This is a genomic window from Sulfurospirillum tamanense, from assembly GCF_016937535.1.
GTDB lineage: Bacteria > Campylobacterota > Campylobacteria > Campylobacterales > Campylobacteraceae > Sulfurospirillum_B > Sulfurospirillum_B tamanense.
The window spans coordinates 63,607-87,291 of record NZ_JAFHKK010000008.1 but is presented as its reverse complement, the minus strand read 5'-3'; the positions used below and the strand labels follow the sequence as shown (position 1 = coordinate 87,291).

Here is a 23,685-nt window from a genome sequence, read left to right as displayed (position 1 = left end):
ATTTTAGCAGCTCGCTTTTGTATATTGATTTCAGTAAAAATGGAAATTAAAATACATTTAATATTCCAATACTCACTAAAATTATTTCGTGTATTTTTTAGCAATAGCCAAAAACTCAAGTGCAATCTCAGGAAGATACTTTTCTTTTTTATGGGCTAAAACTAAAGTTCTAACAACAAGGGAATTGCTTATTGAAAATAGTGCTAATTTATCCTTAATGCCAACCCTAATGTTTTGAGGCAAAGAAAAACACACACCCATACCAGAAGCAACAATAGTATTGGCTACATCCATTGTTTGTGTTTGGCATAAAATATTTGGGACAAACCCTGCTTCATGAAAAACCTTATCAAAAATTAAGCGTATTCTCAAAGATGCTTTAGGAAGTACAAACTGTTCATTTTTCAAAAGATGCAGGGAAATCTCCGGATATGCTTCATTGGGCCTTTTCCTTATTTGGCCAACCAGCGGATGATTGATCGGAAGAGCAATTAAAAAGCGCTCTTCTTGGATGACATCGTAAGACATATTGTCTGCCTCTATAGGCAAAATAAGAGTTCCTATGTCAATCACATTGTCTTGCAATATCTTTTCCATTTCTCTTGAAGAGTATGCTTCAATTAATTCAATTTCAACATCAGGAAATTTTTGATTAAAAGAGGACAACACTTTTGGTATAAAATCGGCCCCTGTTTGAGAAATACCTAATTTTAATTTACCTTTTTTTAATCCAGCAATATCTTGCATTTGCATCGTTAATTCTCTATTTAATCTTAATATTTCTTGTGCTTTTACACTAAACACCTCTCCTGCATGGGTTAGGGTAATAGGATTGGTAGTTCTATTGAATAATATGACACCTAGATTTTGCTCTAAATTTAAAATATATTGGCTTAGCGATGGTTGGGCAATTTTCAATTTTAATGAAGCTTTTGTAAAGCTTTGCTCTTCTGCTACTTTTAACATGTATTCTAATTGTCGAAGACTCATAAAAGCTACCTTGAAAAATAGATTTGTACATTATAGTAAAAATACTATTAATTATATAATATTAATAGTATTTGACCAATATATTCCTTTGTGGTAATATTTTTTCAATGATTCAGCTTTAATTAAAAAGGATATATATGAAAGTTAGTGTCAGTTATGGGAAAGATGAAAAATTTGATTTAGATATAAGTGATAAACAGTTAATAGGTGTCTATAGTCCAAACTGTGTTGAAAAAATTGATTATAACCAAGCCATTGACGAAGCCCTTCTTTATCCCCTTAATAAAGAAGCATTTGATGTATTTATCGATACTGATGAGCGCATCATCTTTATCGTTAATGATGGAACTCGTCCTACTCCTACCCGTAAAGTACTTGCGCGTATCTATCCAAAAATCAAAGATAAGGATATTTTCTTTATTGTCGCTACGGGTTGCCATAGAGCTCCAACAGAAGAGGAGTGGCATTTTATTTTAGGAAAAGAGATTTATGAAGATTTGCATGTAAAAAATCGTCTTTGGAGTCATGATGCTCGCAAGGATGAAATGGTCTATCTTGGTAAATCGACCAATGGTACACAGATGTATCTCAATAAAATTGTGGCCGAAGCTAAAAAAGTATGTGCCATTGGGTCGGTTGAGCCACACTATTTTGCAGGCTACACTGGTGGTCGAAAAGCTTTTTTACCAGGTGTTGCGGCGTACGACACAATCACACAAAATCACCTCTTAGCGCTACATCCAAATGCACAAGCACTTTCCCTTAAAGGTAATCCTGTGCATGAAGACATGATGGATGCGATGAGTGTTTTAGGGCATATTGATATTTTTGCCATTATGACTGTTCTTGATAGCGACCATGATATTTGTGCTGTAAAAGCTGGTGATTTGAGCAATTCTTTTTATGCAGGTATCGATAAGGCAGATGAAGTTTTTTGTGTAAACATTCCACAAAAAGCAGATATTGTCATTTCTGTTGCCCCTTATCCTATGGACATCGACCTTTACCAGTCTCAAAAAGCACTGGATAATGGGAAGTTGGCGCTTAAGGAAAATGGTATTCTTATCATGGTTGCAAAATGTCGTACAGGTATTGGCGAAGAAGGTTTTTTCAAACTTATGAGTTCCGCACATTGTGCACAAGCAGTACTGGATAAAATCAAATGTGGTTATAAACTAGGTTATCACAAGGCAGCAAAAATGGCGGAGATAAACCTTTGGGCCCAAAGTTGGGCGGTGAGTGAGCTTAGTGATGAAGAAATGAAAGCGGTACATTTGAAGCCTTACCATGATTTATCCATTGCTCTAGAGGATGCTATTAAAGAAAAAGGTAAGGATGCAAGCATCATTGTGCTTCCTTTTGGCTCGATTACTGTTCCAAAATTGGCAAATACATAAGGATAAAGTGTGAGAGTTCTTTATTATGACTGTTTTAGCGGCATTAGTGGTGATATGCACCTTGGAGCTATGCTAGATCTAGGGGTGGATAGTCATTATTTAAAAGAAGAGCTCTCAAAACTTTCTTTAAATCATGAGTTTACGCTCACTATTCAAAAAACAAATAAAATGGGCATTTGTGGTACTAAAGTAAATATTTCATTGACACACAACCATCATAGAGTATGGCATACTCACACGCACCCCTATGAACATCGTACATTTAAGTGCATTGAATCGATGATTTTAAAGAGCGCACTTAGTGAGAATGTTAAAGCACGAAGCATTAAAATGTTTTGGTGCGTAGCCATGGCTGAGGCAAAAATTCATGGAAAAGAGCCTTTGGAAGTTACTTTTCATGAAGTGGGTGCAGTGGACTCCATTGTTGATATTGTAGGTTCTGCTATTTGCTTGGAAGCTTTACATGTAGATAAAATTATAGCGTCAAAAATAGAGCTCGGCAGTGGATTTGTACAGTGCGCTCATGGAACATTGCCCGTTCCAGCACCCGCTACACTTGAAATTTTAAAAAACATTCCTGTAACTTTTGGACGCGTGCCTTTTGAAACAACAACGCCCACAGGTGCAACTATCATTAAAACCAATGTGGATACGTACGCAGTAAACCCCGCCTTAACCATCGAAAAGATAGGTTATGGCATCGGCCATAAAGATTTTACTATCCCCAATATTTTGCGTATTTGCTTGGGCACAATAGAAGAAAAAGTTGAAAACATACCCGAAGAAATCATTTTAGAAACCAACATTGATGATATGAGTCCTGAAATCCTCTCCTATGTCCAAGAGAGACTTTTTGATGCAGGGGCAAAAGATGTTTACACGACTGCCATTATGACTAAGAAAAATCGTTTAGGCGTTAAGCTTAGCGTTTTAGTAAACGCTCAAGAAGAGGCAAAAATGATTGAAATCATCTTTGCTGAAACTTCTTCGATAGGCCTTAGGCGATCAACCATTCAAAAGATTATGCTGGATCGAGAAATCAAAACTATCTCTACCCCATATGGTGAAATTAGCATTAAATGTGTTTTTTCTCAGGGTAAATTGCTCAAATACAAAGCAGAATATGAAGAGTGTAAAAAAGCTGCGTTACAGCATAAAGTTCCTATCTCTACCCTGTACGATAGTGTCACCAAAGCGATGATGAAAAATAACAACTATGCATCAAAAATATAAACATTTAATCCAGATAATATCTTCCTATGAGAGTCTTGTTGTCGCCTTTTCGGGTGGCGTTGATAGTGCATTTTTGCTTAAAGTTGCATATGATGTTTTGGGAGAAAAAGTCATTGGTATTACGGTCTCAACACCTTATATTGCAGACTGGGAAATCAAAGATGCTCAAAAAATTGCACAAGAAATAGGTGCCAAACATAAAGTAGTACAAAAGCCATGGAATGAAATTTTACACAACAACCCAAAAAACAGATGCTATATATGCAAACGTACTATCTTTTCTTCACTCCTTTTAGAGGCGCAAGAAAATGGTTTAAATGCTATTGCTGAGGGTAGCAATGTGGATGATACTAAAGAATTTAGACCAGGCCGTGCGGCACTGGGTGAGCTTGGTATTAAAACACCTCTTTTGGAGGCAGGGCTTACTAAAAGTGAGATTCGCGTACTTTCTCATGATTTGGGTCTGAGTACTTGGAGTAAACCCTCTTATGCCTGTTTGTTAACCCGTTTTCCATACGATAAAAAAGTAGAGGAAAAAGCACTTCATAAAGTCGGTGCCGCTGAAGAATATATGATAAGACAAGGGTATGGCGAGCTTCGTGTGCGCTATGAGGATGGGTTGGCCCGGATCGAGATGCCAGAAAACGAGATGATTCGTTTTCTTAGTGATGCTAGACTGAACGTTTTAAGAGCCCATCTTAAATCATTGGGATTTTTACATGTAACCCTTGATGTTGAAGGCTACAGACATGACTCAATTGCAGAATCTTTACACCTTTCAAAGGAAACATCAAAATGAATGAACAAACAATTGAAAAGCTTTTAAAAGCAGTTAAAAATGATGATATAAGTATCGCAAATGCACTGAAAAAAATGAAGTCGCTTCCTTTTGAAGATATTGATTTCGCAAAGATTGATCATCACAGGCAAATTCGTTTGGGCTATCCAGAAGTCATTTATGGAGAGAGAAAAACACCAGATCAAATTGCTCAAATTGCTCAAAAACTTTTAGATAAAAAGAGCAATATTTTAATTACTCGTGCGAACGAGCAAGCATATGGTGCCGTCAAAACAATAGCACCAGAAGCTAAATACAATGTTATAGGAAGAACCATTACAATTGAGCGTGAACATATCGTTCCACCGAAAAGTTATATCGCAATTATCGCAGCAGGAACATCAGATCTTTATGCTGTAGAGGAAGCTTACGAAACCGCAAAAATCTTGGGAAATCATGTCAAAAAAGTTGTAGATGTGGGTGTAGCAGGGATTCATCGTCTATTTGCACATTTGGATATCATTCAAAATGCAAGAGTGGTCATTGTGATAGCTGGCATGGAAGGCGCACTTGCTAGTGTTGTCGGTGGACTTGTTGATAAACCTGTTATTGCTGTGCCAACCAGTGTGGGTTATGGTGCTAGCTTTGGAGGTATGGCCGCTCTTCTTTCAATGCTTAATAGTTGTGCCAGTGGTGTAAGTGTGGTAAATATCGACAATGGCTTTGGAGCTGCCTATAGCGCTAGCATCATCAATCATTTATGATAAGCGCTAAAAAAGGGTTTTCACCTTTCATCTCCCTTAATTTTCAACTTCAAGTCATTCTTTTTTCATTCACCCTTGGAAATCTACTGGTATCGTAAATCTCTTTGCCTTTAAGCAATCAAAATACAACCACTGCCATTTTGCGCATTCAAGGTTGAAGAGAGTCTGAGGGGTTGTGCACGTAAAGAAGTTTAAATTAAGCGGCCTGCCTCTATTTATTGGAGATCGAACAGTACATTCGCGCATAAAGGTATTTTATGCCTTACATGTAAGCACGAGATTGGATTGGGGTTCTGTTAACAGTTTATAAACTTTTGTAGTAGAATGTAGATACAAAAAGACACGCGATGAAAAAAGCTATAAACATTTAGAATGGATGAAAACTTATTGGCTGATTTAGACTCTTGTGCGCGCGAACTTGAGTATTCACGCACTTGCATCATCGAGAAAGCAGTAAGTACGTATTTTGATATATTTGATGAAATGATTTCAGACAAAAGAATCGATGCGTTTAAAGCTGGAAAAACTGAAGTTTATTCTCTTGAAGAGGTAGCATAAAGGCTTGGACTAAGCTGATGTTTAAAATTATTATTCCTAAGGCTACTTTTAAAGAATTAGAAGAAATCGACAAAGAAGTCTACTAAAAACAAAGGAAAACAATGAAATGGTTATTTTTGGGACTTATCCCCTTGGGATTGTGGGCGCAAACTTTGCACTTGGAAAAATTTGAGAGTGACCTGTACAGTAAGAAAGGCAACCTTGAAACCCTGAAAATCAGCATGGATTTGATGATTGAAGGGCGCTATGTAGAAGAAGAGAGTTTTAAAGTTGTCGATGCGCTCAATGTGGTGATCGGCAGTTTTTTTGCCGAAGATTTGCTTACTTCTAAAGGCAAGGAGTCGTTAAAACAAACCCTTAGAAGCTTTAGCGCTAAAGAACACGGGGTGGACATTGATGCGGTTTATATCCATGCATTAGGGTTAGTAAAAAACCCAAAGGTTGAAGAAATCATCGAAGCCCTAAAGCGAGAAGGGCTGTGCGTTAAGCCCTAATGCAAATGTTATTGACGGATTTTATCAAAATGCGAAGGAACATGAGGAAGAAAAATATCCAAAGGTAAAGGTTCGTTTAGCTCGACGTTTGAAAATTCAATAACAACGTTATTTTCCAAAACATCCTGATACGTCACCGTGTAGGGGAGATTGTCTTGAAAGGTGATGGTGTAAACCACCCCCTCGTGCTCAACGGTGTGCGTTTTTTTGCCAGAGGCTTCTTGCAAAAAAAGCGCCAAATTTTGAGTCGTCTCCAAGGAAGTGCTGATGGCCTGTTCGAGCTCGGGTTCAACAATCAGCACTGCGGTATCATTAAAATAAATCTGCTTTTCAATGGGTTGCGTGTAGGACCATAGGGCTTGGTTGTGGGCATTGGCATGAAGGGTGCCGTGGTAAACAATCGTCGTTCCCTCAGGGGAACTTAGGGTTTGTTTGAATGTGCTCGAAAGGGTCTCAAACGCACTCGCATGCAAGGATAATCCCAAAAGTAGTAACCATAAAATACGCATTTTTTCTCCTTTTGTCGCATTTTAGCAGGTTTTATTCAACGCAGGGGTAAAGTGTGTTACAATCGCCCCAAAAAATGTAAGGTAAATTCATGTTTTTACAATTTGCCCAAAAGTTATTTGGGACCCAAAACGACCGAGAAGTTAAGCGTTACAAAAAGCGTGTTGAAGCTATTAATGCCCTTGAGAGCACTTATGAGGCAATGGATGATGAGGGTTTAAAAGAAGCCTTTGCGGTATTGAAAAAACGTGTCAATGAAGAAAAAGCAACTTTAGATTCCGTGTTGACAGATGTGTTTGCTATTGTTAGGGAAGTGAGCAAACGCACCACGGGGATGCGCCATTTTGATGTGCAGCTCATTGGTGGGTTGGTGTTGCATGAGGGCAATATCGCCGAAATGAAAACGGGTGAGGGAAAGACTCTGGTAGCAACCCTTCCGGTGGTGCTTAATGCCATGACGGGCAAAGGAGTGCATGTTGTTACGGTGAATGATTACTTGGCCAAGCGTGACGCGGCAGACATGGGTAAAATTTACGAATTTTTGGGTCTAAGCGTTGGCGTGATTGTCGCAGGATTGCACGATGAGGCATTGCGCAAAGCACAGTATGAGTCCGATATCACCTACGGCACAAACAATGAATTTGGGTTTGATTACTTGCGTGACAACATGAAATACCACGCCAAAGACAAAGCCCAGCGCAAACACCATTATGTCATTGTAGATGAGGTTGACTCCATTTTAATCGATGAGGCACGTACGCCGCTAATTATCTCTGGTCCAACCAACCGCACACTAGATAGCTACAAGCGAGCCAATGATGTGGCGGCAAAACTAACACGAGGTGAAATTCCCAAAGAAGGCGAGCCATCCAACGGTGATTTTACGGTCGATGAAAAAAACCGTACTATTGTGATGACGGAAGAGGGTATCACAAGAGCAGAAGAGTTGTTTGGGGTCGACAATCTTTACAGCATGGAAAATGCCGTTCTTTCTCACCACCTTGACCAAGCTTTAAAAGCGCAAAACCTGTTTGAAAAAGATGTGGACTATGTGGTCAAAGAGGGTGAGGTTATCATTGTTGATGAATTTACGGGGCGTTTGAGTGAAGGGCGTCGTTTTAGTGAAGGATTACACCAGGCCTTAGAGGCAAAAGAGGGCGTAGCGATTCAAGAAGAGTCTCAAACGTTAGCAGACATTACTTTTCAAAACTATTTTCGCATGTATGAAAAACTCGCAGGTATGACAGGCACGGCCCAAACCGAAGCAACGGAATTTGCGCAGATTTATAAGCTCAATGTTGTTTCGATTCCCACCAATGTAACAGTTGTTCGTGAAGATAAAAATGATCTTATTTATAAAACAGAAAGAGAAAAATTTGCGGCCGTTGTTGAAGAGATTAAGCGTGCCAATGTGTTAGGTCAGCCCGTACTTGTGGGAACAGCGTCGATTGAAAAGAGTGAGCATTTGCATGCATTGCTTAAAAAAGAAAAGATAGCCCATGCGGTATTGAATGCCAAGAACCATGAAAAAGAAGCACAAATTATCCAAAATGCTGGCATTAAAGGGGCGGTAACCATTGCTACAAATATGGCTGGACGCGGGGTGGACATTAAGCTCACCGACGAAGTCAAAGCTTTGGGTGGGTTGTATATCATTGCCACAGAACGCCACGAGAGCAGACGGATTGATAACCAGCTTCGCGGACGCGCAGGACGCCAAGGGGATCCTGGGCAAAGCCGGTTTTATCTAAGCCTAGAAGATAATTTACTCCGCATTTTTGGGAGCGATCGCATTAAAGCCATCATGGAACGGCTTGGGATTGAAGAAGGCGAGAGTATCGAATCGCGTATGGTAACACGCGCGGTAGAAAATGCCCAAAAGAAAGTGGAAAACCTGCACTTTGAATCCCGAAAGCATTTGCTTGAGTATGATGATGTGGCAAATCAACAGCGCAAAACAATTTACAATTTCCGCAATGATTTGCTTAATCCTGAGTATAACATTGAGGGGAAGATTGAAGAAATTCGTTTAGAATACGTCGCAGGCGCACTGCAACGTGCAGAGATTTTTGAGGGTGGACTCAAGGAAGAGTATGACCTAGAGAGACTAAGTGCTTTGATACAAAACGACATGGGTCTTGCTTTGGACGCGCAAAGCCTTAAAGGGTTGGATTATGATGTGCTTTTGGAAGAAGTTACAGCCAAACTCAAAGAAAATTATGAGACAAAAATGGCTGTAGTAGACAAAGTGCAACGTCATGAAATTGAACGTATTTTATACCTTCAAGTGCTTGACAACGCATGGCGAGAGCATTTGTATCAAATGGATATCCTGAAAACAGGCATTGGGCTTCGCGGATACAACCAAAAAGACCCCCTGACTGAGTACAAAAAAGAGAGCTATAATCTTTTTATGGAGTTGGTAGAGCGCATTAAATTCGAAAGCATTAAAACCCTGCAGCGCATCCGTTTGCGCGATGAAAAAGCCGAGGAAGAGCGGGCTAAAATGGAAGAGATGATTCGACGCATGGAGGCGCAACAAAACGAAGGTGCGCGCTTGGAGCACGAGTCGGCTAGCACAGAGGGCGCAGTAGAGAAAAAAATCCCCCGTAATGACCCATGCCCATGCGGTAGTGGTAAAAAATACAAAGTCTGTTGCGGAAAAAGTGGCCCAAAACGCGGTATTTTGGCGTAAGGGAAGTAGGTGAATCACGACATTAGGAGGTTTTTGGTTTCCAAATACCTCCGCTTTGACAAAAGCCAACCCTTTATCTCTATTAGTGCTTTTTTGGCTTTTTTGGGCGTAGCTGTCGGTGTGATGGTGTTGCTTGTTGCTATGGCCATCATGAATGGTTTTGATAAAGAGTTCCAACGCAAACTTTTCACAATGAACTACCCCATTACAGTGACGACTTTTATGCCCGGAGGCGTACATGTAAAAGATGTGGAGGCAATTTTAGACCAAATGCCTCATCTTAAAGCCAGTCCCTATATCTCATCCCAAGTCATGCTGCGACGTGGCCAAAAACTTGAAGGCGCTTTGATGTTCGGGGTGGATATGGAAAAAGAAAAACACATCAACACCGTTGTGGCTGAGGGAATGGGCGAAGCAACACTGGAGGAGTTTGAATTTTTGGCTGGCAAGGGAATCGTAGATGAATTCCTGCTAGAGGTAGACGAGCGACTAATGGTGTTGTTTACCCACGCTGAGCCTGGTGGTCTCTCTTTAATGCCAAAAATGAAGCGTTTTTCCCATAAGGCTACTTTTCAATCAGGTCTTTTGGCGTATGATAAAACATACATGTATACGCCCGTTAGTTCTCTTGCGAAGGTGCTTGGCTACGCTGAGGGAGCGTATGATGGGGTGCATTTGCACTCTAGCGACCCTTTTAAGGATATTGAAATCCTCTCAGCCATTCTTCCTTCTCATTTACGCGCCGTGGGATGGTGGCAACAAAATGGAAATTTTTTCTCAGCTCTTGCCCTTGAAAAGCGTGCTTTGTTTATTGTTTTGATGCTTATTATTTTGGTTGCTTCTTTAAATATCATCAGTTCACTCCTTATGACTGTTATGAACCGCCGTCAGGAGATTGCCTTGTTGCTTTCTTTGGGGGTTTACAAGCGCGAAATCAAGCAAACCTTTTTTATTTTAGGCATTATCATTGGCGGAAGCGGTGTTTTGCTGGGGGTTTGTCTTGGCGGGCTTGGCATTTGGCTTTTGGGATCTTTTGATATTGTTAATCTCCCTGCGGATGTGTACGGTTCGGCAAGGCTTCCGCTAGAACTCTCTTTGAAAGATTTTTGGTTGATTGTCCTTGGAGCAGGTGGCGTCGTTGCTTTTTCGTCTTATTATCCAGCCAAAAAAGCAACGCAAGTGAATGTGCTAGAAACCCTACGCAATGAGTAATCTAGAGTATTTTTTTTAAAGCTTCAAAGGGCAGTGGTTTACTAAAGAGATAGCCTTGAAAAACATGGCACCCTGCATTTTTTAAAAACTCAAATTGTGCGTTAGTCTCGACCCCTTCGGCCACAACACGAAGCCCAAGGTTTTTTGCCATTCCGATAATAGTGTGAATAATAACAGCTTCATCGTCGGTACTCTTGATGTCTTGGGTAAAACTTTGGTCAATTTTAAGCTCATCGAGAGGGATTTTTTTGATGGCACTCAAAGAGGAATACCCTGTTCCAAAATCATCTATCGAAAAATGCACACCCATCTCTTTAATGTTGCGCATTTTAGAGACAATGGCGTCCACATCGCCCATGAATAAGGTTTCCGTGATTTCAAAAATAAGTTTCCCTTTGGGACACTTGGTTGATTTGAGAATTCTTTCAACAGTTGCTACGAAATTATCGCTTTGAAGTTGTTTGATACTAAGGTTGACCGCTATAGTTAAAGAAGATGTTTTTTCTTCTAATGACCAGCGGGCCAGTTGCAAACATGCTGTTTTAATTACCCAAGCACCCAGTGGGATAATTAAACCATTTTCCTCCGCTAAAGGGATAAATTCAGAAGGAGGGATAAAACCTCTTTCGGGGTGATTCCAGCGCACGAGGGCTTCAAGGGCAATGATTGTTTGTGCATCATCAACCTTGGGCTGGTAATAAAGCTCTAATTCATTTTTTTTGAGTGCGCGCTTGAGACTTGTTTCTATAGCAACTTTGTATTTGATGGCTTCTTGCATTTTGGGGTCATAAAAACGAATAGTATTTCTTCCTGAATTTTTCGCTTCATACATGGCGATTTCTGCTTGTTTGATGACATCATCTTGCTGTCCTTTGCGAAAAATAACCACACCAATAGAAGAGGAGCACAGGTGTGTTGTATGGCCCAGTAAAACAGGTTGATTAATACTCGTCTTGATGGCATAGGCGCAAGACTCCACTAGAGAAATAGCTTGCGCGAGGTCTACATGTAAAGACTCCATAAGTACAATAAATTCATCTCCCCCAAAGCGACAAAGAAAATCCCCGCGCGCCAACAAACCTCCAAGGCGCCTTGTTAATTCCTTTAGGAAAAGGTCGCCTTGGTTATGGCCCTCGGTGTCGTTTAGTTCTTTGAAGTGGTCAAGATCGATAAGCAAAAGAGCAGAGTATTTGCAACCCTCTTGGTATTGGCAAGAAACTCCACAATCTTGTCCTTTTGAGCAAGATTGTTTAAGTCCATAAAGACGCTCTTTGAGCATATTTTTATTGGGGAGATGGGTGAGGGGGTCGTAGTTTCCCAGTCGATGAATTTCCTCTTCTGCTTGTTTGCGTTCAGTGATGTCTGTTCCAAAGAGAACCACATAAGGTGTATCGCGAAAGGGGATGATTTGGAGAGTGAACTCAATGGGAACTTTCTTGATTTGAGTCTCTAACATGAGGGCGCAATTGTACTGTTTTTCACTCAAGAGGTAAGTGATTTTATTGGTAATGCATGCTGGAAGCAAGGATGCGTACGCACTGCCAATAATCTTTTCCTTGGGAAGCTTAAAAAAACTTGCCGAAGTCTGATTGGCATCCATAAAAAAGCCATCTTTTCCAAGAAAAATCATCTCCTTGGATTGATCTAAAATGGCACGAAAGCGTTCCAGTTCTTCAAATTGTTCTTGCAAGGAAGTGTAATAATGCTTTCGGATGGAATGTTCTCCAAGTCCGATAATTTTATCCCTTAGGGATTGGGGTGATTCAAAAGGCTTTTTCATAGATGCGCTCAATTTCCTGAGTGGTGGGTGTTTTTGGATTGGTGACAATACAAGCATCTTGTGCGGCCGTTATTGCCAGTGTGGGTAGCAGGTTTGGTGCGAGTCCTGTGGAGCCCAGTGTTGCCACAAACCCCAAAGAAACTTTAAAATCACGCAAGGCTGATAAAAGGTCTGCTTTATTTTTAAGATTTTTCCCCATTGCTGTACCAATACGCTTGTACTTTTCTCCAGCATAAGGGTAATTATACTCAACAACATGGTCTAGTAAGATAGCATTGCAAAGGCCGTGAGGCAAATCTGTTTGGCCGCCAAGGCTGTGAGACATGGCGTGTACTGCACCTAAGCTTGCATTGGAAAAAGCAAGACCTGCCAAAAGACTTCCCATCATAATAGCGCCTCTGGCTTCCATGTTATTCGGATTGGTAACCATTTGAGGAAGTCCCTTAAAGAGGTATTCGATGGATTGAAGTGCATACATATCCGTAAAAGTAGAGGAGGCGTTGGAGACGTATGCTTCAAAGGCATGAGTAAGGGCATCAAGCCCTGTGTTAATCGAGAGATCAAGTTCCATGCTAAGGGTTGTTTCGGGGTCAATGAGTGCTAGATCTGGGACGATGGATTTGCTAATAATTGCCATTTTTACTTTGCGAGTAGAATCGACAATGATAGCAAATTGAGAGACGTCCGCAGAGGTTCCTGCTGTGGTGGGAATGCAAATGAGGGGAGGAAGTGGCCGAATAATTTGATCCACACCTTCAAAAGCAGTAATAGTGTCGCCATTGGCCACAACAATACCAATAGCTTTGGCGCAATCCATAGGGCTACCGCCTCCAAGGGCAATAATACCATCGCAGTAGTGTGTTTTGTAGCAAGCGACACCATCAGTAACATTGGTGTCGCGAGGGTTGGGAACCACATCATCAAACACAAGGTACTCAATCCCTGCGCTCTCAAGAGCGTTAATCACATCCCTAAACCATGGGGTTTTACGAACAGTGGGGTCGGTTACCAAAAGAGGGTGGCGCATGCCAAGGTTGCGCGCATATGACCCCGCAAGTTTTCTTGCACCCGTGCCAAAAATAAATTCAGGTGCGACGCATTTGCGCAAATTAAGTTCAATGGGTTCCATGATGGTTAGCCTCTCCTGCGGTATTGCGAACTATTGTAACAAAAAGGGCTTTAGCGCTCCTGTAAAAGGGCTATTTTTAAAAGCAATGCATTACAAAAAGTTACATTCCAAGGAAGCTGTTAGGCGCCTGTTGTTAAAAGGGCTTTAACTTCAAATCCGTGTGTTTCTTCTATTTTTTCAAAAAGTGAACGCATGAGGGTTTTTGCGTTTTGCCCATCTTCAGGATAGGTGGCAATAGCATCATGGGGCGGCTGGCTTAGAAACTCTTGGATTCCCGCAAGAAGCTCTGTGGCTCCGTTCCAGTCTGTGCTAGGGAGTAAGATAATAAAGTCAGTCTTGTCTTGAAACAGTGCATCGGTTTTGCGAAGAATGTTTTGAAGGATTTTGGCGTAGTCTATTTTCGGGTCATTTGCCAAAGAAAAATAGACAAGAGAGAAGGGCTCTTCGTCTTTTAGGTCAAACCTTTCCAGGAGAGCGATGTGGTGTTCAATGAGGGAGTGAATATCTTGCTTTTCAAAGACGACGCTTGGCATGGAACCACCTTTGTAGGAGATTTATGAGTTATTGTACACTATTTTCAATCAATACGCCCAGTTTTTCAAAGTAAAATACATTGTAGCCGTTTTGATGGCGGTATGCTAAAGAGAGGCCGTGGGCTTTGGTGATATTTTCAACAATATAAAGGCCAAGCCCCAAACTTTTGGTACTATTTGCACCTTGTGTAAAGGGTTCAAGGTAGTGCTCAAAAGGCTGTTCTAGCGGATCACCTAGGTTAATAAAACGAATACTGTTGCTATCAGCCACTACTTTAACGCGTTTTTCTTTGGAGTATTTGATGCCGTTGTCAATCATGTTTTTAAGGGCGATGGAAAAAAGTTTAAAATCTACATGTAGTGTTATCTCTTCTGAGATGTTGCGCTGGACGCTTTGGGCCTCTACCATAGCTAAATCTACTGCCTCATCAATCAAGTCAACCAAACGGTATTCACCCACATCGCTTAAGCCAATGCCTGAGGTAATGCGCTCAATGGAGGCAAATTCGTTAATCAAGGTTTCGAGTTTTTCAAAAACCGTAATAAGCCGTGTTTTGTACTTTTCTTGACTCACCATCTCTGCGGTAATTCTTCCCTTGGTGATAGGTGTTTTGAGTTCGTGCATGATATTGCGCAAGAAGAGTTGGCGAGATTGGTTGAGGGCTTTGATTTGGCCTACGGCATTGTAAAAGGCAAGAGCGACTTCGGAAATTTCATCGCTTCCTGTGCTATTACATGTAACTTCTTCCAAATCCCCTCTGGCGAATTTATCAATCTCTTGTTTGAGTTTGCGCAGGGGTTTGAGTTTGCGAATGGTAAAGATATATGTCGCCAGCAAAATCAAAAAAACACTGGCGAAAATGATGCGAATGACATCGTAGCGGTAAGGTTGATAATCCTCGTCCTTAAGAAGCAAAACTGTGCTGTTGTGGGTGATTTTGAGGTAATGATTTTTGTTGTGAACAAGAATGGAGCTGTTACCGATTTTGGCTTGAATCTCTTCAATGACTTGTGCGTTTGCAATAATATCTTCTTTTTTTTCCGAGTCGCTGATTTCGGTCATTTTGTAGTCGTTTACTTGCTCATCAAGCTCTTCGTTGGTGATGAAGTTATTAAGGTGAAAGAGGGTGGCTCTTGCTACGATAGAGTACTTGGTGTTGAGCTCATTGGTGTAGTTTTGTTTATCGTATTCCATGAGCCACAAAAAAGCCAAAAAAATACTCGCCGTGGAGAGAAAAAAGATAAACGTGATGCTGTAAAAAACTGAGGAGCGAATCATTTGAGAAATTTGTACCCAACGCCACGTACTGCATGAATGTGTTTAGGGGATTTTGGGTTTTCACCTAGTTTTTGTCGGATTCTTCCAATGATAACATCGATGCTTTTATTGGTGGTTTCTTCGTTAATGGCTTCGCAGTTATAGATAAGTTCTTCCCGAGAAACAACGCCCCCTTCTTTTTTCATCAAGTAGCTCAAAATGCCATACTCAGCTGCAGTAAGATGCAGGGGCACCCCTTTGTGGGTGATGCTCATTTGGTACTCATCAAGGATAAGGTCACAAACACTCTCCTGTGGTGTGTGCGAAAGTGTGTGACGCCTGAGGTGGCTTTTGATGCGCGCTTCCAGCTCTCTGGGGTTGTAGGGTTTTGGAAGGTAGTCATCCGCGCCATTTTCAAGGGCGGTTACCTTGTCGGTAATGTCATGCCTAGCTGAGGAAATGATGATGGGGATAGTGTGTTTTTTTCGGATTTCTTTGCACACATCGAGCCCGTCAATACCCGGAAGTGTGAGGTCCAGGATAAGCAAGTCAAATTTGCCTGTATCAAGGGTTGATATGCCAATGTAGGGGTCGTGGGCAGTGGTAATTTTAATATCAAATTGTTCGAGGTATTCGGTGAGGATTTCAGCAAGCTCCAAATCATCTTCAATCATTAAAATCTGCGTCATGCCACTCCTTTAATTGGGGTGAATTATAGCACAAAAGGAGGAAGCGCCAAGGAGTTCCTTGGCGCGAAAGTATTTTAACGTACAAGAATAGGAGAAATGTAGCCACCACGGCTCACAAGTACACGAATCATATCGCGCTTGGTTTGCTTTATGGCGTTGTTGAATTGTTCAAGATTGGCAACAGCGGTTTGTTCTACTTGGACGATAACATCCCCTTGACGAAAGCCAAATTTTTGCGCGTCAGAATTTTTTTCAACTTCAAGCACTAAGACGCCTTCAACGTTTTGAGGAATGCGATAGCGGTAGCGACTCTCCTCGTCCAGCGCTCCAAGAGAGAGGCCTTTGATGCGTGAATCTTGAGCACCTGTTATTCCTTTTTCGGCCGCGTCTATGTTTCCAAGAGTGACGGTGGTGGTGAGGATTTTATTGTCTCTCTCTAGGGTGATGCGCGCCTTCTCTCCAGGAAGCAAGGCTCCAACAGTGTTTTTTAAATCATTAGCGTTTTTGATGAGGGTATTGTTAATTTTAGTAATAAGGTCTAAGCGTTTAATTTTTGCTTCATCTGCGGGTCCGCCTGCCTCTACTCCTAAAATCAAAGCCCCTTCTTTATGGGTGTAGACTTCTTTGAGGTCACTGGTGAGATCCCCGATGGAAACCCCCATATAGCCCCGTTCGATTTTTCCCGTTTCAATGAGGGATTTGGCGATGGTTTTAGCCATATTGGAAGGGATGGCAAAACCGATACCATTGTTGCCTCCACTGCGAGAGAGAATGGCAGTATTGATTCCCACAAGGGCTCCACGGCTATCAACCAAGGCGCCACCCGAGTTACCTGGGTTAATAGAAGCATCTGTTTGGATAAAATCTTCATAGCGATTGAGTCCAATACCCGATTTGTTAAGTGCGGAAACGATACCCTGAGTAATGGTGCCACCCACGCCAAAAGGATTGCCGATAGCAAACACCACATCACCCTCCAAGAGAGCAGAAGAATCACCCATTTTGATAGCATGGAGGTCATCGGCCTCGATTTTGATGACGGCTAAGTCGCTTTTGGGGTCTAATCCAATGATTTTCGCTTTAAATTCCTTACTGTTGTCAATGAGCGAAACAACGATTTCATCTGCCCCTTCAACCACATGGTTGTTGGTGATGATATACCCGTCATTTGAAACAATGACGCCAGAGCCAAGAGAGCTGGCCTTGCGCTCTTGTTGGGGCATTTGAAAGCCAGGGCCAAAGAAATCTCTAAAAAAAGGATGGTTAAACATGTCTTGAATTTGGTCGTTTTGTTGGACGGTTTTGGTGGTAGAAATATTGACAACACTGTTTTTGGCGTCCTTAATCGCATCGTGAAAAGAGAGAATGGTTTCACCAGCAGAGGGCGCAACGCGTTTGGTGGCCAGGGGCGCGTCATTGAAGGCGATGGAGCCACCCCCGTAAACAAGAGAAACTCCCATTATAAGGGATAAAAAAAGTTGTTTCATTGTGTGATTCCTTTACATGTAAGGTTTAGTGAGGGAAGTATAAACCTCTTGGTTAAATACAAAGTAAACATTTTTTAGCGGTTGAGTAAACCGCAAACCTCTAAAAATAGGCTTACATGTAAAGAGTAGAGCGCTAAACTTGATTGACATAGACTAAAGCTTTATACTATAATAACTATAAAACTAAGCAGCTTTATGCCAAGGAGAAGAAGGTGAGTAGCAGTCTTTATGAAACACTTGGGGTGAGTCAAGATGCCCCAGCAGATGAAATCAAAAAAGCCTACAGAAGATTGGCCCGCAAGTACCATCCTGATGTCAACAAAGACGCAGGTGCGGAAGATAAATTTAAAGAAATCAACGCGGCGTATGAGATTTTAAGTGATCCTCAGAAAAAAGCCCAATACGACAGGCACGGTGATAGCATGTTTGGTGGCCAAAACTTTCACGATTTTGCCCACACCCATGGCAATGGCAACTTGGACGAAATCCTGCGTAACATTTTTGGGCGCGGCGGTGCTAGCGGAGCGAGTTTTGGTAATTTTGGCGGATTCAGCAATTTTGGCGGTGGATTTGAACAATTTGCCGAACCTGATTTGGATGTCAATGCACGCATCACTATTCCTTTTAATGTGGCAATTTTAGGGGGAAAACATTCGGTCTCTTACGGTGGCGAAAACTTCGACATTAAAATCCCTGCAGGCATTAAACATGGGGAAAAGATGCGCATTAAAAACAAAGGCAAAAGCCACCAAGGGCAAAAAGGCGACCTCTTTTTGAGTGTAGAGGTGGCGCCAAGTCCTGAATACTCCCGCGAGGGAGATGATTTGGAAAAAAGCATCGATATTCCCTTAAAAACGGCGCTTTTTGGGGGCAAGATTACCGTGCCCACCTTGGAAAAGGAGATCACCCTTAAAGTAGGGCAAAACACCAAGCCAGGACAAAAATTTCGCGTCAAAGGCTACGGCGTCATTAACCGAAAATCGGGCGAAAAAGGGGATTTGTACCTCAAGGCGTCCATCGCGTTGCCTGCGGTTGAAAGCCTTGATGCGGGATTGGTTGAACTTATGAAAGAAAAATTGCCAGGAGAATAAAATGCATACGTATGATGAGCCGGTCTATTTGATTAGCGTGGTGGCTAAAGTGCTTAGCATTCACCCCCAAACCCTGAGGCAATATGAGCGTGAAGGACTTGTGTTGCCTTCGCGTACTGATGGCAAAATGCGGTTGTATTCCCAACGCGATATCGATAGGATTAAAATGATTTTGCGCCTTACGCGTGATTTGGGCGTAAACCTAGCAGGTGTGGATGTGGTGTTGCAACTTAAAGAAAAAATCGACGAATACGAAGTGCTTATCGAAGAGTTGCGCGTTGAGGTTTCCAAGGTAAGCCAGCGTGGCACTGTTCCTCCTCAAAACTCTCTTGTTAAGCGCAAAAACACTTACGAAATCATTCTTTTTGGCGAGTAGCGCGTGGAATCGTTTCTGAGTATTTTTTTAATTGCTGTGGCATTGGCTGTGGCGTTAAATGTGCTCCTAAAACGGTTTAACATTCCTACGATTATTGGCTATATCGCAACGGGTGCTGTGATTGCGCAAGTGTTTGACTTGCATGGCAACGCAGACTTAACCCATGTGGCTGAGTTTGGCATTGTCTTTTTGATGTTTACGATTGGGCTGGAGTTTTCCATCAAGCACCTTATTGCCATGAAAAAAGAGGTCTTTGTTAATGGTTTTTTACAGGTGGCTATTAGCGGTGGCATCTACTCCCTTGGAGCGCAATATGTGTTTGGAATTGAGCAAAAAAGCGCCATCATCATCGGCTTTGCTCTTGCCCTTTCTTCAACGGCGATTGTGTTAAAAGTGTTAAACGACAGCGGCGATATTCATACCACTTATGGACGAAAATCTCTTGGAATTTTACTCTTCCAAGATATTGCGGTGATTCCTCTTCTTTTAATGATTACGATTTTTGCCGCTGAAACAACCTCTATTAGTACGCTATTGCAAGAGACAGTAGTGAGTGCGACGATTGTGCTTTTACTCTTATTTGTTGTGGGGAAATACCTTCTTAATCATCTTCTTTTACATGTAGTGGCGACAGATTCGGAAGAAACCTTTGTGGCTACTATTTTGTTTTTAGTGATTGGAGCGTCGTACCTTGCGCATGCTTTTGGGTTTACCTACTCATTAGGCGCTTTTGTGGCGGGCATGATGATTGCTGAAACAAAGTTTAAGTACCAGATTGAAGCAGATTTGATTCCTTTTCGGGATTTGTTGTTGGGATTATTTTTTATCACCGTGGGACTTCAGGTGGATGTGGCGGTGTTGGCGGCGTACTGGGAAGTGATTTTTGGAGTTATTGTTGCCGTAATGGTGATTAAGGCGGTGATTATTTTTGGGATTTTACGTGTGGTTCAAAACCGCCGCATTGCCCTACAAACGGCTATTAGTATCTCTCAGGTGGGCGAGTTTTCTTTGGCAGTGTTTGAACTTGCCCGCGCTAACGCCATCATTCCGCCACAAATGGCACAAGTGCTGATTATGATGGTGGTAGTGTCGATGCTGCTCACCCCGCTTATCTTGCGCCACGTGCGATGGATTGCTGATATTTTGGCACCCGCAACCTTTGCTGATGAATACCGCGTGGTTTCTTCGGAGGTTAAAAATCACATCGTGGTGTGTGGTTACGGAAAACTTGGACAAGAAATTGTTTACCGTCTTAAAAAGCGTAGCATTCCTTATCTTGTGATTGAGCACGATATTAGCTTGGTGCAACTAGGTCGAGCACGAAATGAGCCTGTTTTTTTTGGAAATGCTAGCCACAAGAGCATCCTTGAAGCCGCTTCTGTGGGAACTTCTGCTGCAGTGATTGTGGCGGTGCATAATGAACACAAGCTACGCTTGATATGTGAAGCCATTAAGGGCTTCAAGGCGTCTGTTAATCTTGTGGTGCGGGTGGCGGATTTTGAGGAGAAAAAATTGATAGAAAGTCTTGAAGTGGGGCATATTGTGAACGAGGGCAGAGAGACCGCCAAGGCCCTCATTCACGAAGCACTTCAGTGTCGCATGGAAAAATCCTAGGAGGTTGCCAAAAAAGCACTTGCTTTGAGGTCAAGACAGAGGATTTGTTCGCGTCCGTCTTTTTTGAACACTTGGGCAAAGGTGCGGCACATGGCTCCCGAGGCTTGTGAAATATATTTTTGACTCAAAAAATTACGGCGCTGTGATTCTTTAGTGATGTAAAAATACTCCTTAAGGGAGTGGTTATCCCCCTCTTTGGCAGGCTGAAAGAAGCATCCGCCTGAAATGTCGATAATAGTTTGACCAATTTGCAAGCCCGTGGTAGCATCGATGCGGTAAATAGCTTCCAAATCGTCTGCTTGACAAAGATAGTTGCGTAAATCCTCGGTCGTACTGGTAGATATTTTTTCAATAATGGTTTGAGCATGTTTAGTGGCAATGCGAATAAGTTGTGTTTTTTTGTGAAGACTAAGTTTTGCGTGTTCGGAGTGAATGTTGCCTACGTGTTGGATTTTTTGAAACAACAAAGGAGAAGAGGGGGCAGTGGATGAGGGTTTGGCAAACCAAAAACCTTGAAAAATATCCACATCAAAGCGCAACGCTTTTAAAATTTCTTCTTCGGACTCTACTCCTTCACACAAAACTAGTGCCCCAATGTTAAAACACATGTTGGTAATCGCTTTTAAGATTTCTTGATGGATAAAATTTTGGTGCAGGTTAAACACCAAAGAGCGGTCAAGTTTGACAATGTTGGGGCGCACAATGGCAAGGCGGTCAAACGTAGAACTCCCTGCGCCAAAATCATCCAAAGCAATGATAAACCCAAGGTTGCGGTAATGTTCACAAAAGAGTTTTAGATGGTGGCTGTTTTGGACCTCGTCTTCTTTGATTTCCAACACAACGCTACGGGGAGGAATGCCAAGCTCCGCAACTATTTTGTCAAATTCAAAAGCACTAAAATCGAGCTTTTGATCAAGAAGATGGGATTCAAAATTAAGAAATAAAAACAAGCCCGTATCGGCATGATAGTGGGGAACAAAAGCTTGAATAGCTTTTTTACGAACAAATTTATCGAGCTCAAACGAAGCCCCTTCTTTTTTGGCTTGGGCAAACAAAAAACTCGGTGCGATTAGTTCGCTTTGTGCGTCATAGGCTCTTGCTAGTGCCTCAAGTCCAATCACTTTTGCGTGACGAATGGAGACGATGGGCTGAAAAAATATGCAAATACTATCTGTTTCAATCAGTGCAGTAACCATGTTTAAATTCCTTTAAAGGATGAATTTTAACACAGGAAGATTTGTTTTTTTGGTTAATTTTTAGACACAAAGAGCATTACATGTAAAGCAATCTGCAGCCAAAAGTTACTTTTAAAGTCGTATTAAATACTTTAAAAGTAAAAATAAATGTATGCCATTACTTTAACTCAAAAGTCTGTTTTCTTGCTACAATGGCATCAAAATTATTTGCATTGTATTTTGGAGAACTAATGTGGGCCAATAAAGAACTTGAAATCCTCTACCGTGATGACTGCCTTGTGGCGGTCAATAAGCCCAGTGGCTTGCTCGTGCACAAGTCGATGATTGACCGCCATGAACAATTTTTTGCCCTGCAAATGGTGCGCGACCAAATTGGGCAGCATGTTTTTCCAGTGCATCGGCTAGATAAACCCACTTCGGGGGTGCTGCTTTTTGCCCTTGATGCGCTCACTGCAAGGCGCCTTGGAGAACAGTTTATGGAGCACCATCCTCAAAAAACCTACCTTGCCATCGTGCGGGGTTTTGTGAACGAAGTCGGAGTCGTGGACCATCCTTTGCGGGAAAAGTTGGACAAAATCGCCGACAAACACGCACGCCAAGACAAAGAAGCCCAAGAAGCCATCACGGCGTTTGCGCCATTGGCGCAGGTAGAACTTGCTCACGCGGTGGGAGGTTTTGAGACGGCGCGCTATTCGCTAGTGGAGTTGCGTCCTCAAACGGGCAGAAAACACCAATTACGCCGCCACATGAAGCACCTTTCGCACCCCATCTTGGGTGACACAAAATACGGGCGTGGCGAGCATAATCAATTTGCAAGGGAGCATTACGGGTGCCGCCGTTTGTTGCTTCACGCAGCAGACTTAACTTTTACGCATCCCTATGCAAAAGAGACGCTTGTGCTGCGTGCTGGGGTGGATGAGATGTTTCAAAAGGTGTGTGAAATGAACGGATGGCGTGAGGTGTTGGAGCCTTACATGTAAGGCTCCGTGGAAGATTATTCGTATAAAACCGTACTAAGGTAACGCTCTCCTGTGTCACACAAGATGGTCACGATGGTTTTACTAGGATTTTTCTGGGCTATTTGGGCGCTTGCCCACACGTTAGCGCCTGCAGAGATGCCTACCAGTAACCCTTCTTTTCGGGCTAAATTGCGTGAGGTTTCTACGGCGTCTTCAAAAGAAACTTGGATAATCTCATCGTAAACAGCAGTGTCTAGCACCTCGGGTACAAAGCCTGCTCCAATGCCTTGAATCTTGTGTGGCCCTGGGTTGCCGCCGCTTAAAACAGGCGAAAGGTTGGGCTCAACGGCAATGATTTTGATGTTGGGATTGTGGGCCTTTAGAATGTTTCCAACACCCGTAATCGTTCCTCCTGTGCCAACAGCAGCTACAAAGATATCTACTTTTCCCTCAGTGTCTTCCCAGATTTCCTTGGCGGTTGTTGTTTCATGGATAGCGGGATTTGCGGGATTTGCAAACTGTTGAGGGACGTAAGAATTAGGCGTAGCAAGAGCCAACTCTTTGGCTTTATCAACAGCCCCCTTCATGCCAAATTCGGGTTCGGTGAGCACAAGTTCCGCGCCAAGGGCTTTGAGGAGTTTGCGCCGTTCAATGCTCATGGAGCTTGGCATGGTCAGGGTGAGTTTGAGGCCCAAAGAGGCGCACACCATCGCAAGACCGATGCCCGTGTTGCCACTGGTGGGCTCGATGATGCTGGTGTTTTTGTCAATTTTCCCCGCATCAATCCCCGCTTTTATCATGCTGTAAGCGATGCGGTCTTTGACTGAATGAGTAGGATTTAAAAACTCGCACTTACCAAGGATGGTGGCGTGGTCGTTCACGTGGTTGAGTTTAAGCAGTGGGGTCTTGCCGATAAGTTCTGTAATATTGGATGCAATAGGCATG

General features: G+C 42.3%; 22 protein-coding genes. 12 read left to right on the top strand and 10 right to left on the bottom strand.

Features of this window, described 5'->3' with window-relative positions; all coding sequences use genetic code 11:
- Positions 1–81 precede the first annotated feature (81 nt).
- Positions 82–990: a LysR family transcriptional regulator gene (locus JWV37_RS05375; protein ID WP_205458745.1), complete on the bottom strand. Its 909-nt coding sequence runs from the start codon at positions 988–990 to the stop codon at positions 82–84.
- A 137-nt stretch (positions 991–1,127) separates the two neighbouring features.
- Between JWV37_RS05375 and JWV37_RS05370 the strand changes: the two genes are divergently transcribed.
- The 6 genes from JWV37_RS05370 to JWV37_RS05345 all read left to right on the top strand — a co-directional run bounded on the left by JWV37_RS05370 (position 1,128) and on the right by JWV37_RS05345 (position 6,214).
- Complete coding sequence (locus JWV37_RS05370; RefSeq protein WP_205458744.1) at positions 1,128–2,387, top strand: lactate racemase domain-containing protein; 1,260 nt, start codon at positions 1,128–1,130, stop codon at positions 2,385–2,387.
- A gap of 9 nt (positions 2,388–2,396) precedes the next feature.
- The gene (gene larC, locus JWV37_RS05365; protein ID WP_205458743.1) at positions 2,397–3,620 is read left to right on the top strand and encodes a nickel pincer cofactor biosynthesis protein LarC; all 1,224 of its coding nucleotides are present in this window, start codon (positions 2,397–2,399) and stop codon (positions 3,618–3,620) included.
- Positions 3,604–4,419: an ATP-dependent sacrificial sulfur transferase LarE gene (larE, locus tag JWV37_RS05360; protein ID WP_205458742.1), complete on the top strand. Its 816-nt coding sequence runs from the start codon at positions 3,604–3,606 to the stop codon at positions 4,417–4,419. The genes larC and larE overlap by 17 nt, the downstream gene beginning before the upstream one ends.
- The gene (gene larB / locus JWV37_RS05355) at positions 4,416–5,162 is read left to right on the top strand and encodes a nickel pincer cofactor biosynthesis protein LarB (protein ID WP_205458741.1); all 747 of its coding nucleotides are present in this window, start codon (positions 4,416–4,418) and stop codon (positions 5,160–5,162) included. The genes larE and larB overlap by 4 nt, the downstream gene beginning before the upstream one ends.
- Positions 5,163–5,549: 387 nt before the next feature.
- Positions 5,550–5,720 (top strand): YlcI/YnfO family protein, encoded by a 171-nt coding sequence (locus tag JWV37_RS05350; RefSeq protein WP_240332037.1) that lies wholly within the window; start codon positions 5,550–5,552, stop codon positions 5,718–5,720.
- A 101-nt stretch (positions 5,721–5,821) separates the two neighbouring features.
- Complete coding sequence (locus JWV37_RS05345) at positions 5,822–6,214, top strand: flagellar basal body-associated FliL family protein (protein ID WP_205458740.1); 393 nt, start codon at positions 5,822–5,824, stop codon at positions 6,212–6,214.
- 8 nt (positions 6,215–6,222) lie between these two features.
- Here JWV37_RS05345 and lolA read toward each other — a convergent pair whose 3' ends face one another.
- Positions 6,223–6,723: a LolA-like outer membrane lipoprotein chaperone gene (gene lolA, locus JWV37_RS05340; RefSeq protein WP_205458739.1), complete on the bottom strand. Its 501-nt coding sequence runs from the start codon at positions 6,721–6,723 to the stop codon at positions 6,223–6,225.
- 89 nt (positions 6,724–6,812) lie between these two features.
- On the opposite strand from lolA, the gene secA reads away from it, so the two are divergent.
- Both secA and JWV37_RS05330 read left to right on the top strand, forming a co-directional pair.
- Positions 6,813–9,416 (top strand): preprotein translocase subunit SecA, encoded by a 2,604-nt coding sequence (gene secA, locus JWV37_RS05335; RefSeq protein WP_205458738.1) that lies wholly within the window; start codon positions 6,813–6,815, stop codon positions 9,414–9,416.
- Positions 9,417–9,425: 9 nt separating this feature from the next.
- Positions 9,426–10,628 (top strand): ABC transporter permease, encoded by a 1,203-nt coding sequence (locus tag JWV37_RS05330; protein ID WP_369407658.1) that lies wholly within the window; start codon positions 9,426–9,428, stop codon positions 10,626–10,628.
- A gap of 1 nt (position 10,629) precedes the next feature.
- Here the strand turns inward: JWV37_RS05330 and JWV37_RS05325 are convergent, their stop codons facing one another.
- The 6 genes from JWV37_RS05325 to JWV37_RS05300 all read right to left on the bottom strand — a co-directional run bounded on the left by JWV37_RS05325 (position 10,630) and on the right by JWV37_RS05300 (position 17,504).
- Positions 10,630–12,408, bottom strand: coding sequence for a sensor domain-containing protein (locus JWV37_RS05325; RefSeq protein WP_205458737.1), 1,779 nt, complete (start codon positions 12,406–12,408; stop codon positions 10,630–10,632).
- On the bottom strand, positions 12,392–13,537 hold the full coding sequence (gene ercA / locus JWV37_RS05320; protein WP_240332036.1) for an alcohol dehydrogenase-like regulatory protein ErcA: 1,146 nt from the start codon (positions 13,535–13,537) through the stop codon (positions 12,392–12,394). Before ercA ends, JWV37_RS05325 begins: the two co-directional genes overlap by 17 nt.
- A gap of 119 nt (positions 13,538–13,656) precedes the next feature.
- Complete coding sequence (locus JWV37_RS05315; protein ID WP_205458736.1) at positions 13,657–14,070, bottom strand: nucleotidyl cyclase domain-containing protein; 414 nt, start codon at positions 14,068–14,070, stop codon at positions 13,657–13,659.
- A 28-nt stretch (positions 14,071–14,098) separates the two neighbouring features.
- Positions 14,099–15,349 (bottom strand): ArsS family sensor histidine kinase, encoded by a 1,251-nt coding sequence (locus tag JWV37_RS05310; RefSeq protein ID WP_205458735.1) that lies wholly within the window; start codon positions 15,347–15,349, stop codon positions 14,099–14,101.
- On the bottom strand, positions 15,346–16,017 hold the full coding sequence (locus JWV37_RS05305; protein WP_205458734.1) for a response regulator transcription factor: 672 nt from the start codon (positions 16,015–16,017) through the stop codon (positions 15,346–15,348). The genes JWV37_RS05310 and JWV37_RS05305 overlap by 4 nt, the downstream gene beginning before the upstream one ends.
- Before the next feature lie 74 nt (positions 16,018–16,091).
- Positions 16,092–17,504 (bottom strand): Do family serine endopeptidase, encoded by a 1,413-nt coding sequence (locus tag JWV37_RS05300; RefSeq protein WP_205458733.1) that lies wholly within the window; start codon positions 17,502–17,504, stop codon positions 16,092–16,094.
- Positions 17,505–17,716: 212 nt separating this feature from the next.
- On the opposite strand from JWV37_RS05300, the gene JWV37_RS05295 reads away from it, so the two are divergent.
- Genes JWV37_RS05295 through JWV37_RS05285 form a run of 3 tightly spaced genes read left to right on the top strand, consistent with a single transcriptional unit; the run spans position 17,717 to position 20,585 of the window.
- Positions 17,717–18,595 carry a DnaJ C-terminal domain-containing protein gene (locus JWV37_RS05295; protein ID WP_205458732.1) on the top strand — a complete coding sequence of 293 codons (879 nt, stop codon included), beginning with the start codon at positions 17,717–17,719 and terminating at the stop codon, positions 18,593–18,595.
- A 1-nt stretch (position 18,596) separates the two neighbouring features.
- The gene (locus JWV37_RS05290) at positions 18,597–18,971 is read left to right on the top strand and encodes a heat shock protein transcriptional repressor HspR (RefSeq protein WP_205458731.1); all 375 of its coding nucleotides are present in this window, start codon (positions 18,597–18,599) and stop codon (positions 18,969–18,971) included.
- Positions 18,972–18,974: 3 nt separating this feature from the next.
- Entirely contained in the window at positions 18,975–20,585 is a 1,611-nt protein-coding gene (locus JWV37_RS05285; protein ID WP_205458730.1) for a cation:proton antiporter, read from the top strand.
- On the opposite strand, the gene JWV37_RS05280 is transcribed toward JWV37_RS05285, so the two are convergent.
- On the bottom strand, positions 20,582–21,781 hold the full coding sequence (locus JWV37_RS05280; RefSeq protein WP_205458729.1) for an EAL domain-containing protein: 1,200 nt from the start codon (positions 21,779–21,781) through the stop codon (positions 20,582–20,584). The two genes, JWV37_RS05285 and JWV37_RS05280, sit on opposite strands and share 4 nt — an antisense overlap.
- A gap of 191 nt (positions 21,782–21,972) precedes the next feature.
- Here JWV37_RS05280 and truC point away from each other — a divergent pair, with 191 nt between their 5' ends.
- On the top strand, positions 21,973–22,761 hold the full coding sequence (gene truC, locus JWV37_RS05275) for a tRNA pseudouridine(65) synthase TruC (protein ID WP_240332035.1): 789 nt from the start codon (positions 21,973–21,975) through the stop codon (positions 22,759–22,761).
- A 14-nt stretch (positions 22,762–22,775) separates the two neighbouring features.
- Here the strand turns inward: truC and cysK are convergent, their stop codons facing one another.
- Positions 22,776–23,684: a cysteine synthase A gene (cysK, locus tag JWV37_RS05270; RefSeq protein WP_205458728.1), complete on the bottom strand. Its 909-nt coding sequence runs from the start codon at positions 23,682–23,684 to the stop codon at positions 22,776–22,778.
- Between the last annotated feature and the right edge of the window lies 1 nt (position 23,685).

What these genes read in the sequence shown, in the direction of transcription:
- truC (WP_240332035.1), top strand. Translation starts at nt 21,973, where the DNA reads ATGGCATCAAAATTATTTGCATTGTATTTTGGAGAACTAATGTGGGCC.
- JWV37_RS05325 (WP_205458737.1), bottom strand. Translation starts at nt 12,408, where the DNA reads ATGAAAAAGCCTTTTGAATCACCCCAATCCCTAAGGGATAAAATTATC.
- larB (WP_205458741.1), top strand. Translation starts at nt 4,416, where the DNA reads ATGAATGAACAAACAATTGAAAAGCTTTTAAAAGCAGTTAAAAATGAT.
- JWV37_RS05305 (WP_205458734.1), bottom strand. Translation starts at nt 16,017, where the DNA reads ATGACGCAGATTTTAATGATTGAAGATGATTTGGAGCTTGCTGAAATC.
- JWV37_RS05300 (WP_205458733.1), bottom strand. Translation starts at nt 17,504, where the DNA reads ATGAAACAACTTTTTTTATCCCTTATAATGGGAGTTTCTCTTGTTTAC.
- larE (WP_205458742.1), top strand. Translation starts at nt 3,604, where the DNA reads ATGCATCAAAAATATAAACATTTAATCCAGATAATATCTTCCTATGAG.
- JWV37_RS05290 (WP_205458731.1), top strand. Translation starts at nt 18,597, where the DNA reads ATGCATACGTATGATGAGCCGGTCTATTTGATTAGCGTGGTGGCTAAA.
- JWV37_RS05310 (WP_205458735.1), bottom strand. Translation starts at nt 15,349, where the DNA reads ATGATTCGCTCCTCAGTTTTTTACAGCATCACGTTTATCTTTTTTCTC.
- JWV37_RS05280 (WP_205458729.1), bottom strand. Translation starts at nt 21,781, where the DNA reads ATGGTTACTGCACTGATTGAAACAGATAGTATTTGCATATTTTTTCAG.
- JWV37_RS05315 (WP_205458736.1), bottom strand. Translation starts at nt 14,070, where the DNA reads ATGCCAAGCGTCGTCTTTGAAAAGCAAGATATTCACTCCCTCATTGAA.
- JWV37_RS05370 (WP_205458744.1), top strand. Translation starts at nt 1,128, where the DNA reads ATGAAAGTTAGTGTCAGTTATGGGAAAGATGAAAAATTTGATTTAGAT.
- ercA (WP_240332036.1), bottom strand. Translation starts at nt 13,537, where the DNA reads ATGGAACCCATTGAACTTAATTTGCGCAAATGCGTCGCACCTGAATTT.
- lolA (WP_205458739.1), bottom strand. Translation starts at nt 6,723, where the DNA reads ATGCGTATTTTATGGTTACTACTTTTGGGATTATCCTTGCATGCGAGT.
- JWV37_RS05345 (WP_205458740.1), top strand. Translation starts at nt 5,822, where the DNA reads ATGAAATGGTTATTTTTGGGACTTATCCCCTTGGGATTGTGGGCGCAA.
- JWV37_RS05375 (WP_205458745.1), bottom strand. Translation starts at nt 990, where the DNA reads ATGAGTCTTCGACAATTAGAATACATGTTAAAAGTAGCAGAAGAGCAA.
- cysK (WP_205458728.1), bottom strand. Translation starts at nt 23,684, where the DNA reads ATGCCTATTGCATCCAATATTACAGAACTTATCGGCAAGACCCCACTG.
- secA (WP_205458738.1), top strand. Translation starts at nt 6,813, where the DNA reads ATGTTTTTACAATTTGCCCAAAAGTTATTTGGGACCCAAAACGACCGA.